Below are 15827 nucleotides of genomic sequence, written 5' to 3' on the forward strand. Positions count from 1 at the left end.
CTTGCCGATCTCGTGGCTGTCGGGCGGGTGGCGGAAGACGGGCAGGCCAAAGGTCGCCTCGGTGATGAACACATCGCTCGGCACCGGCTCGAACCCCGCACAGGTCGGGTCGCGGCGGCGCTTGTAATCGCCGCTGGCCGTGATGGTGATGCCACCGTGCCGGATGGCGGCCTGTGCCGAGCCTAAAACATGCCCCGCCGGATGCAGCGACACCTCGACCCCGCCCACCTTCACCCGCTCGCCGTATTCAAGGCTCTGGGTGCTGCCCGCGAAATCGGCCCCATAGCGCGTGGCCATGATGGCCAGCGTCTCGGGCGTGGCCAGCACGTGCTTGTGGCCCCAACGGGCGTGGTCGGCATGGCCGTGGGTGATGACGGCGCGCTCCACCGGGCGCGGTGGATCGATGAAAAACCGCCCTTGCGGACACCACAGCCCTTGCGGCGTTGGATGCAGGACGGCGGCAAAGCGTCGGGCCTCGGCGGTGGTGTTCATGCAAAGCTAACGCGGCGCTGGCTTGGCGGTTGCGGACATGAAAAAGGGCGACCGCGACGGGCCGCCCCTTTCACTTTCAGCATCCGGTCATGATGCCTCTTGGCACCGTGTTGCAATGCTCGGTCCACCACACATCGGTCGAGCCGATGGAATGGGCGAACACGGTCCAGCGCCCGTCCACCTTGCGCCAGATGGCCTCGGTGTGCAGGCCGTCGAACGGCCAGTCCGGGTCCCCGCGGTAAAGCGGGGTGTTTGCAGGATTGATCCTGCGACCACCCGGCCACTGGGGCTCGACCTCGGCAAAGGCCCATTGTCCGTTCGAGCGCAGGGTCTTGACCACAAACTCGGCCTGACCGCCCAGTTCGCTGTCCACCTTTGCGCGCAAGGCGTCCATCAGGGCCTTGCGTTCTGCCGTTCCGCTGGCGGGCGTATAGATGTTCCCGGCGGGCGAGGTGGGCGTCGGCGTTTCCGGTTGGAGCGTGTCCGCGACGCGAGCAGCGGGAGCCATAGCATCGTCCGCTGCATTGAACTGCGGGGAGGCGGGGCCTGTCACCAGTCTGCTGGTGTCCACCACGGTGTCGGGCGCATCCTTCGACGGCTTCGATGGATTGCATCCGCCGATGATCAGGGCCGCCAAAGCGAGGGTGGCTGGAACAGTGATGTTGAACCGCAAGGGGCGTCTCCTAGTCCTGCTGTCCGGCATAGTGTTTCGCCAGCAGGACACACTGGCGCATACCCTCGATCTCTTCGGGACTGGGCTGGCTGACAGGCGTGAAGGCCGGAGAGGCATCCATGATGGCACGGGCTTCGGCCACGCTGAGTGTGTTCAGCGGTGGCTTGGCCAACAGCTCGGTCCGGCTGAAAGCTTTGACCGATTTAAGCTCTGCCGCAAGTTCGCTATCGAAGATATGCGAATTGGCCCGGGCTGATACCAGCGGCCCGGCGCAGGACAGACGGGCCATAGCCAGTTCCTGCGGTGACAGGGTGGAAATCAGTGCCAGTGCCTCCGGGAGCAGGGCGGCATCGCCCGTGGTGCCACGGGCCGGATCCAGCATGGGTATGGGCGCAGGCTCGGCATCCGCAGCGGACGACGTGTCATCTGCCCTGGAGCACGCAGCCAATGCTGTGGCGGCTGCCGGCGCCGCCACAACCATCAGCTTGTGGTTCAAGCCTCGGCCTCCTGTTTGGCCTTCTCGACATTGACGATGGCCACGCATTCCTCGGTCTGGGCGATGTATTCGGGCGTTACATCCTCCACGCGCTGCGGCAGGGTGATGATGGCGCGCTGGGCGGTGTTGACCGCACTGGCGTCTGCACCCAGTTCGCGAACGCCACGGACCAGTTTGATGAAATCCAGACGCTCGGCGGCGGCGACCTTTGCCGTCAGTTCCGGCGTGAAGCTGCCTTCCCTGACCCGCTTGGCTGCCGAAATGGCTTCATTGCAGCTGATCTGACGCAGTTTGTAGTCCAGCGGCGAAAGGCTGGCCTCGACACGCGCGGCGACCTGTTCATCGGTTTCGACCGCAGGGGTGGCGGTGTCCTGTGCAGCGTCCTGTGCGGTATCCTGTGCCGGTTCAGCATTGTTGCAGGCTGCAAGCGACAGCACGGCGGCGGCGGCCAGCAGGCCGGTCTTGATCTTCATGGGCGCAGCCCTCCTGATAGATTCCAACTCGCCCTTTCGAGGCTTGGCGCGGATCATAGGGACGGGGCTTTTGCGGCCTAGCGCCATAGATATGGGGTCTCTACAGCAGGCGTGATCCAGCCGATTTAGACAGGCGCCAGAATACAGGCAGGCAAAGGCCGGTGCCGATGGCGATGGCCAGAAATCCGGACAGGCTGACCTGCGAGGGGGGCGCGCCGGCGACACTGGCCGCCGCCATAGCCCCCGCGGCGATCGCGACGCCCAGGGCATGGGACAACTGCTGGGCGATGCTGCTCAGCACACTGGCCGATCCGGCAGATCGGGCGGGCAGGTCTGCATAGCACAAGGTTCCAAAGGTAGTGACCTGCAGGGAGCGGACAAAGCTTCCTGCCACCAGAACACCGGCAATCAACACCAGCGGCCATCGCAGATCGGCAAAGGCCACCAGCAGGAACAGAACCACCGAGGCACCACCCGCCCACAGCAAGGTCGGTCGATAGCCCAGATGTCCGATGATGCGGGCGGTAAAGGGTTTGACCAACAGGGCCCCGGCCCCCGAGGCGGTGATCAGAAGGCCGCTGGTCAGGGCATCCAGCGAAAGACCCGACTGGAAATGATAGGCGAGGACAAAGGGTGTGCCTCCGACCAGAAGCCTGAACAGCAGCCCTCCCCGGAAACAGCGCCGGAATGTGGGATCGGCCAGAACCCTGAAATCGATGAGCGGCGTATCCGATGCCAGATTGCGCCGCACGAACAGCGTGCCCAGCCCCGCGGCCAGGGCGACGAAAGCCGCGCAGATATAAACGGGTGGGCCGTCATCGCGCATGGTCCCCAGACCGGCGACCGCGGCGGTCATGGCCAGTACGCCCATGACCATCGCCACCCAGTCCAGACGCCCGCAATCCTCGCGGCGGGCGTCGGGCGCGATCAGGGCGACGATACCCAGACTGCAGACCGCAAAGGGCACCCCGACCAGAAATATCCCCCGCCATGCCTCGTGCGCCGCCAACAGTCCGCCCAGTGCGGGGCCCAGTGTCTGGCCTGCCATCGCCGGTGCGGTCAGGGCGGTAATGATGCCGAGCAGGGCCTGGGGCGGCGCGGTGCGCACAGCCAGCATCCGCGCTACCGGCATCAGGGTGGCGGCTGCGGCCCCCTGCACAAAACGCGAGGCTGTCAGCCACATCAGGCCGGGGGCCAGCGCACTGGCAATTCCTGCCAGTACGAATACGGCGATGGCGACCAGCAGGACCCTGCGTGCCCCGAAACGGTCCGACGCCCAGCCGATCACCGGCAGACTGGCACCACAGCCGATGAAATAGGCCGCCAGCAGGATGTGCGGGGCCAGTTCCGGTGCCTGAAATGCCTCTGCGATGCGCGGAAGGGCGGGCACGATGGCCGTCGAATCCAGTCCCTGCATGAACAAGGCGCCCCCCAGGGCAAACTGGAGCCGTCGCTGATGGGGTGAGACCAAAGGGCTTGCCGGATAACCGCGAAAAACAGATATAGGTCTTAAATCCGTTTGGCGAACGCTGTAGTCGTTTGCGGAAAATCTATCTGACAGGCGATAGCTTATCGGGCTGCTCTTGTCGGCACTCGCGGTCCTACGCGACCAGTATCCAAAGCGTTATGCACTGTATCCATCTCGACCCGCTCGGCGCGCCTGCGCAGCAGTGCACCCGGCCTTTGGACGAGCGAAACGAGGAGTAGCGGGTTGCCGCGACTATCAATGGCCACCATCGACGGCGTTCCGGTTGCGGACGCTGCTGCGCCCGGAACGGCGGGTCTGCTGCTGAAACGGCGGATGTGCCGGAAACCGGCCTTGCTGGCTCCGGGGGCGTTCGACGCGCTGTCGGCCCTGATGATCGCACAGGCCGGTTTCGAGGCCATGTTCATCTCGGGCAGCGGTATCAGCTACACCCAGCTGGCCCGCCCCGATATCGGTCTGATCTCTCTGGACCAGCTGTGCGCCGTGACGCGCCGTGTGCGCGACCGGCTGGATACGCCCCTGATCGTGGATGCCGACAACGGTTTCGGGGACGCGATCAATGTCGAACATACCGTCCGCCTGCTGGAGCGGGCCGGAGCCTCGGCGGTGCTGATCGATGATCAGGCCTTTCCCAAACGCGCCGGGGCGCTGAGCGGCAAGACCTTTGTCACCCCAGCCACAATGGCCGAGAAAGTCCGCGCCGCCGTGAACGCCCGGCGCGAAGCCAATACGCTTGTGATCGCCCGTACCGATGCCCTGCCACACGAAGGCATGGAGGCGGCCATTGCCCGCGCGCACCTGTATGTCGAAGCCGGTGCCGACGCCCTGTTCGTAGACCAGCCGCGCTCGCTGGAAGACTATCGCCATATCGCGCAGCAGTTTCCGGACACCCCTCTGGTTGCCAATATGATCGAGGGCGGCAGCCCCTCCCTGACGGCGGGCGAGCTGTCAGAGATGGGCTATGGTCTGGTGATTGCATCGGGATCTCTGGTGCGCGGTTTTGCGGCAATGGCCGAGCGGCTTCTGGGTGTGTTGAAACGTGATGGCTCCACGGCGGCCCTGTCGGATGAACTGCTGACGTTCGGGGCACTGAACGAGCGTCTGGGCCTGTCACGGATTGCCGAGCAGGGGCGTCGTTTCGACCCCGCCTTCCGTCTGGAAACGCTGATGGATGCCGAGACGGACGGGGAGGGGAACAGGTGATCGCGCCCGAACACATCCGCTCGCTGGAGAACCGGCTTCAGGACCGCGCCCATTCCAAAGGGATCATGATCTCGGCGGCGGGCTGTTTTGACCATTTCGGTGCGCGGCTGGCGCTTGAGGCGGGCTATGACGCCCTTCTGGTGGGGGGAAGCGCGCTGGCGCTGTCCCGCTATGGCCGCCCGATGGCGCAACTGCTGTCGCCCGAAGCCATCACCGAGGCCCTTTATGTGGTCCGTGATGCAGGCGACATGCCCCTGATCGCCGATGCCGCGGACGGTTTTGGCAATGCGCTGCATGTCGCCGCCACGGTGCGGGCGTTCGAGTTCGCGGGGGCATCGGTGGTGCAGATATCCGACCGCCCCCTGCGTCGCCGCGACCGTGCCGAAGGGCCGCGTTTCGCCGTGGCCGAAATGATCGGAAAGCTGAAAGCCGCGCTGGATGCCCGCCGCTATTGCCTGATCGCCGCGGTGGTTGAAATCGATCCCGAACACACACCGGCCAGCGTTGTGGACCGTGCGGCAGCCTATATCGAAGCCGGTGCCGACCTGATCATCATGCGGTCCGAAGGCGAGCCACTCAACTTGTCTTTGATGGGAGATGGGTCCTTCCTTCCTGCCCCGATCGGATTCGAGTGGGGCCAAAGGCTGAAACCGGAATCCGAGAGTTCGCTTTTGGCGAAATGGTACAATCTCTCGCTCTATCCCTTCCTGTTTCCCCAGATTTTGCACGGTGCCCGCGAAGCTCTGAGGCTGGCGATCAAGACGTATTGAACAAAAAACGTCTCAGTCTCGCTGAACAAGGCTATCCACCTGGCGGATAGCTGTCATATTTGCGCCTTGGTTGATCGAACAAAGGGCGTTCAACCTTCGTATTGCGAAGTTTTGTTCGCGTGCTTGTCGGAGGTAGAGTGATGGAAAAGGGCGTTCCGATCCGCTCTGTTAGCCGTAGTCTGGCTGTGCTGCGGCATCAACCGTCAGGGCTCGATGTCGATGGCCGAGATCGCCCGCATCGCTGCGGTGCCATATCCCACGGCCTGCCGTCTGGTGCAGACCCTCATGCACGAGGAACTGATCGAACGCGAACCGGCCCGCAAACGCTATCGTCCCACCGCCTATGTGCGGGCCCTGTCGGCAGGTTTCCAGGAACACAGCGAACTGGTGGCACTGGCGCGACCGCATCTGGAACAGCTGACGGCGCTGACCCGCTGGCCGGTTCTGCTGTCCACCCGCTATGGGGCGGAAATGATGGTGCGCGACTGCACCGACGCCATGACATCCCAGGTGCTGGACCGCCACTATCCCGGCCATACCTTCTCGCTGCTGGAGACGGCAGGCGGTCGGGCCTATCTGGCCTTTGCCGAGGAACGCGAGCGGGCCGAGATTTTCGAGGCCATTGAGCTGGCGGGCGAAACGCCGATCGATCCGCATACCTTCCTGCTCATCCAGTCGGACGTGATGCTGGAAGAGATCCGCGAGCAGGGCGTGGCTCAGCGCGGTCGCAACCGTTTCAGCCTGACCCCCGGCAAGACATCGTCCATCGGCGCGCCGGTCTTTTCCAACGGTCGCGTCGTGGGGGCCATCGATCTCGTCTATTTCTCCGTCGCCTATAAGTCCGAAGACGCCCTTCGCCGCTACGGCGACGAGGTAAAGCGCTGCGCTGCCGAGATCAGCCGCAGCCTGTCGACCACCACAGCAGGCGATTTCGCTCCGGCCCGTCTTTCCAGCGTCGGCTGAGTTCCCACCAGGTCCCAGCCAGCAAAAACCCCGCATCGCTTCGGCGATGCGGGGTTTTCTATGATCAAAGGCGGGTAGGGGTGGCCGTTAGGCCACCTTCACAGCGCGGGTCACCCACGGATAGCCGTTCGGGCCCAGTGCATAGGCTTCGGCTTCAAAGCCCAGTTTCTGCAGTTCGGTTTCCCACGAGGCCAGGCAGGTTTCGCGGAAATAGGGCTCTTCGCGGTGGTCGTTGTCCCACTCCAGCAGGACGGCGGTGAAGATGTCCACGCCGCGGAACGGTGCCGGATCGGAGATGACGAACTCGCCGCCCATCTTCAGTACGCGGTGCACTTCCTTGAACATCTCGATGTTCACCGGCACCGGCGCTTCGTGGTGGACGGCATAGCTGAACACGGCATCGACGCTTTCGTCTTCCAGACCCGTGGCGCGGGCGTCGGCCTGTTTCAGGTGGAACTGCATGCCGATACGTTCGGCCATGCGGTGGGCTTCCTTCAGGCCGCGACCGTTCAGATCGCAACCGATCAGCTCGGCCTCGGGGAAGACCTTGCGCAGGGCCATCAGGGTGCCGATGCCGCCGCAGCCGATTTCAAGGATGCGTTTGTGGTCACGGCGGCGGAACTGCTCGACCACATCGATACGCTGGCGGGCGATGTTCGAGCCCGGAGGCACAGCGGCAAAGCCACCGTATTTGAACACGCGGCCAATGCCTGCGCCCTTGCCGCCCAGATCGAAGTCATCGATGCCGTGCGGGGCCAGGTGGTAGTGGACGCCGTCGTAGTATTCCGGAATTTCGATGTCGGGGTTCAGCTCCAGCGTACCGCCCGCGCCGTTGACCGGCAGTTCGGCGTCACGCAGGTACTCTTCGCGCTTCTCTTCGACCGAGATGACGTTACGCGCCATCATTTCCTCGGCGACGTAGCGCTGAACAAAGCGCTCCATACGGTAGATATTGCTGCTGAAGGCCAGTTCCTTGGCTTCGTCCACGCGGGCGGCGATCTCTTCGGGGGTGCCCGGCTTTTCGTGGGCGGCCTTCAGGGCCTGCCCCTTGGGAGAGGCCTCGAACTCTTCGCGGGCCGTATCGCGCAGGTCCACCGCGGCATATTTCAGCATTGCGCCCAGAATATCGAGGCTGGCGCGGCTGCGCTGGGTCATACCCACGGCGGTCGGGAACATGGCGGCGGGTTTTACGGTATCGGCTTCAGGCATAGTCGCGCTCCATCGATGCTAGCTGGACAGTACTATGAAATCGCGTGGCGACGAATGTCCGGAACGCTGTTCTCGATGGCCGCTATGCGGATAAAGGACCGATGCGCCTTTCCGCGGGGGGGCGCGACTGGCGACTAGTGCGGGTCCAACCGAAAGACCTGCCAATATGTCGACCGACACTTCGCGCCAGACGCTGACGCTGCTGGCCTTGTTCATGACTGTAGCCATCGGAGCCATCGGCTTTGGCATGGCGATCCCGCTACTGCCCTCCTATGCGCGCGCGTTCCAGATCGACGCATGGCAGGTGGGGCTGATCTTTGCTGTTTTCTCCATAGGCCAGGCGATAGGCGAGGCGGTATGGGGGCGTTTGTCCGACAAGCTGGGGCGAAAGCCGGTGCTGCTCATGACGCTGGCCCTGGGTGTGGTCGGCTATGTCGGCATGGCCTATGCGCCCACCTATGTGACTTGCCTGATCGCCCGTCTGCTGTGCGGCGTGGCTGCGGGCAGCACCGGTGTCGTGCAGGCCCTCATCATAGATATGACCCCGCGTGACAAGCTGACCGGGCGACTGGCCATCATCAGTGCCTGTGCCAGCATCGGCTTTGTCGTCGGACCGGCTGTCGGTGGTCTGCTGGCGTCGCCGGAAGACGGGCTGGCCGGTTTCCGCCTGTGCTTCCTGCTGTCGGCGGGCTTCAGCCTTGCCAGCTTCCTGATCATCGCAGGCGCGGTGCCACACACGAAAAAGGTCGCCGCCGACAGACAAAGTCTGGTCGATGCGCCCTTCCGCCTCAGCCGTGCGGCCCTGTGCCTCATTCTGGTCGGGGTGGGGGTCATGGCGGCTTTTGCCGGTGTGGAATCTGTCTTTGGCCTGTGGACCGAGCGTCTGTTCCAGTGGTCCCCGCGTGAGCTGGGCCTCGCCTTCGCTATGGCAGGTTGCGCCGGTGCGGGCGTGCAGATGCTGGTGACCGCGCGGGCGGTGCGCCGCTTTGGCGATCGCAAGGTTCTGGTCTTTGGTCTGTGTATGACGGCGCTGGCCCTTCTGGGGCAGTCCGCACCGCTGAGCGGCGGCATGATGACAGGTCTGATTGCGCTGGCATCGCTGGGGCTGGCCCTGTCCATGCCGACAGCAGCATCGCTGCTGTCCAAGGAAGCCGCACCGGGGCAGGCCGGTCGCTTGATGGGGGCCAATATGGCGGCGGCGGCGGCATCACGCATTCTGGGCCCCATTATCGCCGGTGCCCTTTATGCCTTTGTCGCGCCGCAGGTGCCCTTCCTGCTGGGGGCGGGACTGGTGCTTGTCTCGGTGGTGCTGGCCTTGGGAATCGACCGCGCCCGCTCGGTCGGGACCGTTACCGGCTAACAGCGATATCCGCCTGTCGGAAACTTCAATGGCTGCATCCGGCAAGGGTGCAGCCATTTCAGTTTGTGCACTGCGCAAATCTATCCATCACGCGAGAAATGCCGATTGAACGGATGCGGACTGTCCGAGCCAAGCCCCCAATACCGCCTGCAAGGAAGAGGGGTTTTCCAAAATGTCCACCAAGACTACGCGTTCAAAACTCTATTTGGCGGCGACGGCGCTCGGGACGGTTCTGCTGTCCAGCGGGCAGGTCTGGGCACAATCCGCCGATGATACCCAGGTCGCTTCGGCGGTGGACGATATCGTGGTGACGGCGCGCCTGCGCAAGGAAACCCTTCAGGAAGTGCCCGCCGCCATCAGCGCCTTCAGCTCGGAGACCATGGCCAAGGCGGGCATCCAGAACCTGGAGACCCTGGCTGCAGCGACCCCGGGTCTGTCATTCCAGAGCATCGGCGGCACCTATCAGGCTCCGGTTATCCGCGGCCTCGCCCAGATCGACCAGACCGCGCCTATCGGCAACGTCGGTGTGTTCGTTGACGGCATCTATCTGAACAACCGCTCGGGTCTGGAGTTCGGCTATCTGGACCTGGCCCGCGTCGAAGTGGTCAAGGGTCCGCAGAGCGCTCTGTACGGCCGCAACACCTTCTCGGGCGCGATCAACTACGTCTCGAAAGAGCCGACCCTGGGCTACTATTCCGGCTCGGTTCAGGCAGAGATCGGTGATTACGGCCGCCGCTCGCTGCAAGGCAGCCTGTCGATCCCCATCGGTGAAATCGCTGCCATTCGCGTCTGGGGTGGTGAAGGCGAGTTCGACGGTACCATCGACAACCGCCGTGACGGTGGTCACCTCGGTGGTTACGACTTGCGCCGCAATCTCGGTGCCTCGCTGCTGTTCCAGCCGACCGACCGCTTCTCGGCGCGCTTCTTCCACATGCGTACCGACACCTTCGAGGATCAGGCTCCGTACGCCTTCGTCGAGACCTACGATAACAACTGCGGCTCGCAGACCACCGGACCGCGCGGCGACCGCATGACCCTGTACTGCGGCAGCCTGCCGTATCCGGAAAGCGTGGACCTGGACACTGAGGCAGCCACCGGCCTGACCGGCTACAGCACCCTGTCGTACGCCACTGCTAGCTATGACATGGATTTCGCGACGGTCACTGCCACCCTGGGCTATACCTATGCGAAGTTCGGTCAGAACAACGACGGCACCGGCCGTGCGGACGCCATCTCCACGCCGCTGGCACCGGGTAGCCAGCTTTCCCAGCAGAGCTACGCCCAGACCGTCGGCGATGCTTCGGACGAGCTGTCTTTCGACCTGAAACTGACGTCGTCGGCAGACCAGCGTCTGCGCTGGATCGTTGGTGTCTATGCCTTTGACGGCAGCATCAGCGACGGCCTGTACAGCTACTATGCCCATCTCAACGACCCGTCGACGCTGACGCTGAATTTCGCGCGCGGCGGTACGATGGAGCTGAGCGGCAAGGCCATCTACGCTTCGGCTGATTACGACTTTACCGACCGCCTGACCCTGTCGGTCGAGGGCCGCTACAGCAGCGAAACCCAGACCTATGAAGGTGCGGCCGCAACGGGCGGTGCCAAGGGCGAGCAGGACTACAACTACTTCACGCCCAAGGCCTCACTGAAGTTCCAGTATTCGCCGGACACCATGTTCTACGCGTCGGCGGCTCACGGCTACAAGATCGGTGGCTTCAACTCGCAGGCCGGTGGCAAGCCGGAGTTCACCTTCGATCCGGAAACCAACTGGTCGTACGAAGCCGGTGTGAAGAGCACCATGTTCGATCGCAAGCTGCAATTCTCGACCTCGATCTTCTACATCGACTGGACGGACATCCAGGTGCAGGGCGCGATCCCGGGCGCTTCGCTGGCCGTGACCCAGAACAACGAGGGTGCGACCTCCTACGGTATCGAGTGGGATTCGACCTATTACTTCACGCCGAACCTGTCGCTGCGCACCAGCTTCGCCCTGATGGACCCGACCTACAAGGACGGCACCGAGGACGCCGAGATCGCTGCTCCGTGCGGTCGCATGATCGGCACGGCCATCACCGAGCCGGGCTGCTCGATCGATGTGGGCGGCAAGCAGCTGTCGCGTACCACCAAGGCCCAGTACTCCATCGGCGGCGAATACACCCTGCCGCAACTGGTCGGTGACTTCGACGGCTATGTCCGCGTCGATTACTCGTGGCAGGAGGCCAAGCCTTCGACCAGCCTGAACTGGGACACCCAGGGCGATCTGGCCCTGACCAACCTTCAGGTCGGTCTGCAGAACGGCCGCATCACCATCGCCGGCTGGGTCCGCAACCTGTTCGACGAGGAATACCTCGCACGCGCCACCTTCACGCCTTCGACGCTCGACGGCGCACCGGTCACCGGTGTCGTTCAGACCCGCGTCTATCCGGGCGAGCGCCGCACCATGGGCCTGCGCGTCAGCTACGCCTTCTGATCGATAGGGAAAACGAAACGATGAAATCCATGACCCGTCTGACGATGGCTGCCGTTGCAGCCATCACCCTGACCGCCGGAGCCCCCGCTATGGCCCAGACCGCCGAGGAAATCGAAGCCGCCAAGAACGAGATCTGGGCGATGGAGCTGTCGATCTACGCCGGTCGCGAGCAGGGCAATATGGACAACTACCGCAACAATGTCGCGGAAGGTTACATGGCCTGGCCGCCGGTCACCGCCACCCCGATGCGCGCCACCAATCTGGGCCGTGCGGGCGACCGCACCGACAACCGCGAACTGATTGCCCTGACCTTCCAGGACTTCTCGATGAACGGTGACACGGCGGTGATCTATTACAAGTCGCACCGTACCCGCCGTGCCGATGGCACCCCCGCCGATGACCGTTTCGACGTCACCCACACCTGGGTGAAGCGGGATGGTCGCTGGGGCGTGTTCGCGGGCATGGCTCGTACCACTCCGGAAAACTGATCGGCCTTGCGGCCAAGGGCGGGACGCTTCGGCGTCCCGCTTATTTTCGTTTCTAGCGAGGACAGCGTTTGACCGCTCTTGCAATAAATCCCCAGCGCAAACTGGCTGCGGGTCCGGTGACGGATAAACAGATCGCTGCCTATTCGGTCGCCGCGTTCGCCATCATGTTCCTGTCGCAACCGGTGACGGCCTTTGTGCCGCAGCTGTATGCGAAGGAGTTCGGCTTCAGCCTTGGCGCACTGGGTATGGTGCTACTGGCTGGCCGTTTTATCGAAGCATTCAACGACCAGCTGTTCGGCTTTCTGTCGGACCGCATGCGCTCCAAGCGTTTCGGACGCAAGCCGTGGATCGCCGCCGGCGCGACCCTGATGGTGCTGGCCGCCTTCTTCCTGTTGAAGCCGCCGCCGGGCATCGGCCTGCTGTACTTCTTCGTCTGGCGTGTCGTCTACGACATGTCGGCCACCATGCAGAACATCAACTACAGCGCATGGGGGGCCGAGCTTTCGGACGATTATCACACCCGCTCGCGGGTGACGGCCTTCCGCGGCTTCTCCTCGCAACTGGGCAGCGTACTGAACGACCTGCTACCGATCCTCGTGGCATGGGCCGGTCTGACCGCTTCGTCTAATTATTCGATGGAGATGATGGGCTATTTCTTCATCGTTGCCCTGATCACCATTCCGCTGATGACGGCCATTTCGCTGATCGGCGCGCCCAAGGGCGTGGCTCCGGTTTCGACCGAGCGTCCGAACGTTCTGGGCCTTTACAAGGCGGTGAAGACCAACCGTCCGTTCTGGGTCTATCTGGGCTGCTTCATCATGACCGGCTTCGGTCTGGGGGCCCTGCAACTGATGTTCACCTTCTATGACGGCTATCTGAAGGTGGGCCAGTGGTATCCGTATATGATGACCGCCTTCTCCATCGTGACGGTGGTGGCCATTCCGTTCTGGACGTGGCTGTCGAAAAAGGTCGGCAAGCACCGCGCCTACAGCTCGTCGATGATCATCGCTTCGCTGGCCATGAACCTGTTCTGGTTCGTGAACCCCAGCACGCTTCCGGTCGAAACCGTCGCCCTGTTCGCCACCGGCGTGGTGGTCATCATGGGCATCGGCGTGGCGGCCAGTATGGTGCTTCCCGCTGCGATCCTTGCCGATGTCATTGACTATGGCACGTGGAAGACGGGCATTGTCCGCACCGGCAGCTATTTCGCCTTCTATCTGCTGACGACCAAGATCGCCTCGGCCATCGGCGCGGCGGCGGGTTTCATGGCACTTGAAGCCTTTGGCTATGACGCCAAGGCCGGGGCCGTGAACGACAGCTTTGCCACCTTCGGCATCATGTTCGTGGTGGTTCTGGTGCCGACGATACTGAAGATCAGCGGCTCGCTGATGCTGTGGAACTTCCCGCTGGACGAGCGCCGCCACGGCATCCTCGCCAAGCGTCTGCGCCAGCGTGTCGAGCGTTCGGCCCGCGAGATGGAGGAGCCGATCGTTGGCTGATCGCAACGCAAAGTCGCTGCGCTCTGAAAAGGCTGTCCGGGCTGTCCGCCCGGGCAGCCTCTTTCTTGATCGCCGCGTGTTTCTCATCGCCACACTGGGGACAGGCATGATCGGTGCCGCAAAGGCCGAGGTCCGTTTGATCACGATTGAGGGTATCGGCACCGCACGTCTGCATCCGGCACAGAACCCGCGTGCGGTCATGGCCGTTGTGCCGGGCTTCGGCTGTGCGGCCCGTCGCTATGACTGGATGGCCGCATTGAACCGGCATGGCGTGACGGTGGTCATTCCCGAACTGGCGGATATCGACGGCCTTAAGGGTATGCAGCACCTCTTTGAGCATCTGCGCCGCTATGGATTGCCCCTTTATCTGGCGGGGCATTCCGCAGGGGGATCCATGTTGCTGGACGCACTGGAAAGCGATCCGTCACGCAATGATCGGATCACCCGACCGTCGGACTATGCCCCGCCGCAGGACGTTCAGGGCGTTGTCGTCATGGGGGCATCGTTGCAGCCGCAACTGCTGACGATACTGTTGCCCTATCGTCAGGAAGACACGCCGCTGACCCGCCCCGCACACACGCGGGTGATGTTTATCAGCGGCACCCACGACACCATCGCCACGCCCCGTCGGGTCGATAAGACCATCGCCCGATATGGCGAACCGTCCGAACATGTGGTGCTGGAGGGCGCGAACCATTACGGCTTTGTCGAAGGGCATGAGCCCACCGACAACGCGGCCTCGGGTCTGGAGGGTGCCATTGACGGCTCCCTGCAGAGGCAGGCCGTTCTGGACCATCTGGTCCGCTTCCTCGGTGTATAAAAAAAGACCCCTTCTCAGGGGTCTTTTCAGCATCAAACGGGGGACGTCGTAGGGATCAGGCGTCGGCCAGACCCGCACGTTTCAGGATCTGCTCGACGTGGTGCTCGCGGGCAGCAATCGGTGCACCGACAACGGCGGCCACCATGCGGTCGCGCACTTTCTCCAGTTCGGCTTCCTGTTCCGGCGTGAAGGAGAAGTCGTCGATAGCCTTGGCATCGACCACGCCCTTGGCATCCAGCATGGCCTCGAGAACCGCCATACGGTCGCGCAGGATCCACACTTCAGACAGAAGCGCGGTCACCATGCGGCCCAGATCATCGACATTGTCCTGGTTCAGATAGATGTTGGCCATTGGGTCCTCCGGTTCGTGCCCTTGTGCGGGCGCATAGGTTCGTCGTCAGTGTGAAGGCTATGACAAGCGTCGCGGCTGCATAGATGGCCTGCGCCGCTTATCCGTCCTGCGATTAGTCAAAGGGTGATGGCGTCGATGGCGGCCAGAAGTTCGGCGTCCAGCGTCCAGTCGGCCGAGGCGGCATTGGCGCGGACCTGATCGCCGCGCGAAGCCCCGGCAATAATGCTGGCGGTTTCCGGACGCGAGGCCAGCCAGCCGAAGGCCAGCTCCACCAAGGTACGGCCACGGCTTTCCGCCAGCGCCTTCAGCGCCTCGGCTTTGGCCAGATTGGTATCGTTCAGCACCTTGGAGGGCAGCCCGCCCATCGTCAGACGGGTACCCGGTGCGGGCGGTGTATCGCGCGTCACCTTGCCGGTCAGCAGGCCGCTGGCCAGCGGGAAATAGGGCAGAAGGCCGACCCCTGCGCGCTGCATGGCGGGCAGGGTGGAGGCCTCGATGCCGCGGGCCAGAAGGTTGTACTCGTTCTGCGAGGAGATGAAGCGCGAAAGCTTGTTCGTTTCGGCAATCCACATGGCATCGACCAACTGCCACCCGGCATAGTTGGAGGCGCCCACATAGCGGATCTTGCCCTGGCGGATCATGTCGTCCAGCGCCCGTAGCGTCTCGTCCAGCGGGGTCAGCGGGTCGGGGGTGTGGATCTGGTACAGGTCGATATAGTCTGTCTTCAGTCGCTTCAGGCTGGCTTCCACCGCCTGCACCAGATAACGGCGCGAGGCCCCCATCGCACGGAAGCTGCCGTCGGTAGCAAAGCCGCCTTTTGTGGCGATGATGATCTGGTCACGATGGCCCTGTGACAGCTCGCCCATAATGGTTTCGGAAACCCCACCCGGACCGCCGTACATGTCGGCCAGATCGAAGAAGTCGATGCCGCAATCGCGCGCCGCGCCATAGACATCGCGGGCCTTCTCCAGGTCGTTGAACCCGTTGCATCCCAGCCCTACCAGCGACACGCGCAGACCCGACCGGCCCAGTGATCTGTGCTCCATCTTCCCCTCCCTGTTTGCGGGGATGAA

General features: G+C 63.4%; 15 protein-coding genes and 1 pseudogene. 8 read left to right on the plus strand and 8 right to left on the minus strand.

Going from position 1 to position 15827, the window contains the following annotated elements; genetic code table 11:
- The 5 genes and pseudogenes from B3H86_RS04095 to B3H86_RS04115 all read right to left on the minus strand — a co-directional run.
- Nucleotides 1–492, minus strand: a pseudogene (locus B3H86_RS04095) (DNA ligase-associated DEXH box helicase); the annotation flags it as partial.
- Between the two features lie 76 nt (nt 493–568).
- Nucleotides 569–1165, minus strand: coding sequence for a hypothetical protein (locus B3H86_RS04100; RefSeq protein ID WP_292051332.1), 597 nt, complete (start codon nt 1163–1165; stop codon nt 569–571).
- Between the two features lie 10 nt (nt 1166–1175).
- Complete coding sequence (locus tag B3H86_RS04105; protein ID WP_292051333.1) at nt 1176–1661, minus strand: hypothetical protein; 486 nt, start codon at nt 1659–1661, stop codon at nt 1176–1178.
- Nucleotides 1658–2134: a hypothetical protein gene (locus B3H86_RS04110; RefSeq protein ID WP_292051334.1), complete on the minus strand. Its 477-nt coding sequence runs from the start codon at nt 2132–2134 to the stop codon at nt 1658–1660. The genes B3H86_RS04105 and B3H86_RS04110 overlap by 4 nt, the downstream gene beginning before the upstream one ends.
- A gap of 100 nt (nt 2135–2234) precedes the next feature.
- Nucleotides 2235–3551, minus strand: a complete 1317-nt coding sequence (locus B3H86_RS04115; protein ID WP_292051335.1) for an MFS transporter — start codon at nt 3549–3551, stop codon at nt 2235–2237.
- Between the two features lie 309 nt (nt 3552–3860).
- Between B3H86_RS04115 and B3H86_RS04120 the strand changes: the two genes are divergently transcribed.
- From B3H86_RS04120 to B3H86_RS04130, 3 genes are all read left to right on the plus strand, one after another.
- The gene (locus tag B3H86_RS04120; RefSeq protein ID WP_292051336.1) at nt 3861–4823 is read left to right on the plus strand and encodes an isocitrate lyase/PEP mutase family protein; all 963 of its coding nucleotides are present in this window, start codon (nt 3861–3863) and stop codon (nt 4821–4823) included.
- The gene (locus B3H86_RS04125; RefSeq protein ID WP_292051337.1) at nt 4820–5593 is read left to right on the plus strand and encodes an isocitrate lyase/phosphoenolpyruvate mutase family protein; all 774 of its coding nucleotides are present in this window, start codon (nt 4820–4822) and stop codon (nt 5591–5593) included. Before B3H86_RS04120 ends, B3H86_RS04125 begins: the two co-directional genes overlap by 4 nt.
- Before the next feature lie 213 nt (nt 5594–5806).
- The gene (locus B3H86_RS04130) at nt 5807–6556 is read left to right on the plus strand and encodes an IclR family transcriptional regulator (RefSeq protein WP_292051338.1); all 750 of its coding nucleotides are present in this window, start codon (nt 5807–5809) and stop codon (nt 6554–6556) included.
- 87 nt (nt 6557–6643) lie between these two features.
- Here B3H86_RS04130 and B3H86_RS04135 read toward each other — a convergent pair whose 3' ends face one another.
- A complete protein-coding gene (locus tag B3H86_RS04135) occupies nt 6644–7765 on the minus strand; it encodes a class I SAM-dependent methyltransferase (protein ID WP_292051339.1) in 1122 nt (373 codons plus the stop codon).
- A 166-nt stretch (nt 7766–7931) separates the two neighbouring features.
- Between B3H86_RS04135 and B3H86_RS04140 the strand changes: the two genes are divergently transcribed.
- From B3H86_RS04140 to B3H86_RS04160, 5 genes are all read left to right on the plus strand, one after another.
- Complete coding sequence (locus B3H86_RS04140; protein WP_292051340.1) at nt 7932–9125, plus strand: MFS transporter; 1194 nt, start codon at nt 7932–7934, stop codon at nt 9123–9125.
- A 172-nt stretch (nt 9126–9297) separates the two neighbouring features.
- Nucleotides 9298–11595 (plus strand): TonB-dependent receptor, encoded by a 2298-nt coding sequence (locus B3H86_RS04145; RefSeq protein ID WP_292051341.1) that lies wholly within the window; start codon nt 9298–9300, stop codon nt 11593–11595.
- Between the two features lie 29 nt (nt 11596–11624).
- On the plus strand, nt 11625–12083 hold the full coding sequence (locus B3H86_RS04150; protein WP_292051342.1) for a nuclear transport factor 2 family protein: 459 nt from the start codon (nt 11625–11627) through the stop codon (nt 12081–12083).
- Between the two features lie 68 nt (nt 12084–12151).
- Complete coding sequence (locus B3H86_RS04155) at nt 12152–13582, plus strand: MFS transporter (protein ID WP_292051343.1); 1431 nt, start codon at nt 12152–12154, stop codon at nt 13580–13582.
- A complete protein-coding gene (locus B3H86_RS04160) occupies nt 13575–14402 on the plus strand; it encodes an alpha/beta hydrolase (protein ID WP_292051344.1) in 828 nt (275 codons plus the stop codon). The genes B3H86_RS04155 and B3H86_RS04160 overlap by 8 nt, the downstream gene beginning before the upstream one ends.
- Nucleotides 14403–14457: 55 nt before the next feature.
- Here the strand turns inward: B3H86_RS04160 and B3H86_RS04165 are convergent, their stop codons facing one another.
- Both B3H86_RS04165 and B3H86_RS04170 read right to left on the minus strand, forming a co-directional pair.
- Nucleotides 14458–14754, minus strand: a complete 297-nt coding sequence (locus tag B3H86_RS04165; RefSeq protein ID WP_292051345.1) for a hypothetical protein — start codon at nt 14752–14754, stop codon at nt 14458–14460.
- 116 nt (nt 14755–14870) lie between these two features.
- Nucleotides 14871–15800, minus strand: coding sequence for an aldo/keto reductase (locus B3H86_RS04170; RefSeq protein WP_292051346.1), 930 nt, complete (start codon nt 15798–15800; stop codon nt 14871–14873).
- Nucleotides 15801–15827: the final 27 nt, after the last annotated feature.

It is taken from the genome of Brevundimonas sp. UBA5866 (assembly GCF_002432125.1).
Classification (GTDB): domain Bacteria; phylum Pseudomonadota; class Alphaproteobacteria; order Caulobacterales; family Caulobacteraceae; genus Brevundimonas.